The 1,258-nt window shown below is 23.9% G+C and carries 1 protein-coding gene; it reads right to left on the bottom strand.

Translation table 11 applies throughout. From position 1 onward, the window contains the following. Positions 1 to 29: 29 nt before the first annotated feature. Positions 30 to 1,082, bottom strand: coding sequence for an IS30 family transposase (locus tag AYC60_RS07125; protein ID WP_067322972.1), 1,053 nt, complete (start codon positions 1,080 to 1,082; stop codon positions 30 to 32). Positions 1,083 to 1,258: the final 176 nt, after the last annotated feature.

Below are 1,258 nucleotides of genomic sequence, written 5' to 3'. Positions count from 1 at the left end.
ATTAAAATAGTAAGTGTCTAAAAATCTAACTAAGCTAGATTTAACAGACTATCATAAACTTTTAGAGATTTTAAAGAATTGAAAATTTTTCTTGGATAATTATTCATGAAATCTTCAATGTATTTAACATCTTTTTTTGTTAAATGATCCATAGATGTTCCTTTAGGAACAAATCTTCTTACCATTTTATTATTGTTTTCATTACTTCCTCTTTCATTAGAGCAATATGGATGTGCAAAATACCAATCAACACCCAAATCACTTATTGCCTTTACATTAGAAAATTCAGCTCCATTATCAGATGTTATTGATTTTATTAAATATTTATTACTCTTTATTATTTTCTTAACCTCTTTTATTACATTTTCATTTGTTTTTGAAGCAAGTAAACAAACAATATTAATTCTTGTCTTTCTCTCAGTTAAAGTCATTATTGATTTTCCAGAACCTTCTCTAAGTCCAACTACACTATCTATCTCCCAATGAACTAATTCTTCTCTATTATTTATACTCTCAGCTCTTTTATCTATGCTCAATCCTCCAGATTTAGTAACAGCCTTTTTGTGTGTCTTAATACCTTTACTTTTATAGATGATAGTATTACTCTCTTTCTTGTAACCATAGCTTTCAAAAAAAGAACTATTTATGTAATTGTATAGTGTTTGAACAGTAAAATTTATCTCATACTTTTCACTTAATTTAACAATATCTTTAATTAAATCCTCATTATTTTCAATTTTAAGAGAAATTTTCTTATTAGTGATACTATTAGTATACCTAAGGTTAGATGTATCCTTAGAGTAGATTAAAATCTTATTATGCATATAATCTAATTGTTCAACAGTACCTCTTTTTATTTCTCTTTTTATAGTTTTTAGAGATTTATTTAAGATTTTAGCTATCCTTTTTAAAACGTTACAAAAAAATTTTTTGTTTGAAGTTGTTGGATTTGAAACAAACTTAGTTATATTTAGCATATTAACTTGTTTTAATTCGTGTTCTATTATTACTCTATCAACATAATTTAAATGTTTGTAATTTAGCTCTTTATTATTTTCTATTTTTGTGTTATTATTAGTCATGGGTATACAGTTCCTTTCAATTAATTTAGTCGTTTATGATTGTACTGTATATCCAATTTTTTTCAAGTTATTTTTGGACACTTACTATTTTAATTTAGGTTTTTTCAGTATTTTTTTTTATTGTTTGCATTAGCAAAAAAAAAATGGTAAAATTTAGTATTAGAATAAATATTTAG

The sequence above is a fragment of the Streptobacillus felis genome (assembly GCF_001559775.1).
Lineage (GTDB): Bacteria > Fusobacteriota > Fusobacteriia > Fusobacteriales > Leptotrichiaceae > Streptobacillus > Streptobacillus felis.
Note: the sequence above shows the minus strand (reverse complement) of the source record. Positions and strands in the feature narration are given on the sequence as shown.